General features: G+C 69.5%; 1 protein-coding gene. It reads left to right on the top strand.

Going from position 1 to position 640, the window contains the following annotated elements; genetic code table 11:
* Positions 1-640 (top strand): ATP-binding cassette domain-containing protein (locus Ani05nite_RS40730; protein ID WP_203777580.1); only part of this gene is annotated, 640 nt, incomplete at both ends.

The raw sequence follows: 640 nt of genomic DNA, 5'->3' as shown, positions 1-640 counted from the left end.
CTCGGCCCCAACGGCGCCGGCAAGACCACCCTCATGCGCGCCCTGGCCACCGTCGTCAAACCCGCCGGCGGCACCCTCACCCTGCTCGGCCACCCCGTCCACAACCGCGCCGACCTGCACACCCTCCGCCGCAGCCTGGGCTACCTACCCCAACACTTCGGCTTCTACCCCCGCTTCACCGTCCGCGAGTTCGTCGAATACCTCGCCTGGCTCAAACACCTGCCCAAAGCCACCATCCCCGACGCCGTCCAACACGCCATCGACCGCGTCGGACTCACCGCCAAAGCCGACACCCGCATGAAAACCCTCTCCGGCGGCATGCTCCGCCGGGCCGGCATCGCCCAGGCCATCGTCAACAACCCCGCCGTCCTGCTGCTGGACGAACCCACCGTCGGCCTCGACCCCGAACAACGCCTCGACTTCCGCGAACTGCTCCGCGACCTCGGCACCGACAGCTGCGTCCTGGTCTCCACCCACCTGGTCGAAGACGTCGCCGTCGCCTGCACCGACGTCATCCTCATCAACGACGGACAACTGGTCCACCAGGGCACCACCGACGACCTGATCACCCACGGCGGACCCGACGACCCCGGCGACAGCCCGGCCGAACGCGGCTACTCCGCGCTGCTGCGCCGACACC

Origin of the sequence: Actinoplanes nipponensis (genome assembly GCF_016862275.1) — a bacterium.
GTDB classification, from domain to species: Bacteria; Actinomycetota; Actinomycetes; order Mycobacteriales; family Micromonosporaceae; genus Actinoplanes; species Actinoplanes nipponensis.
The sequence above is the reverse complement of the archived record's forward strand: the minus strand, read 5'-3'. Positions and strand labels throughout refer to the sequence as shown.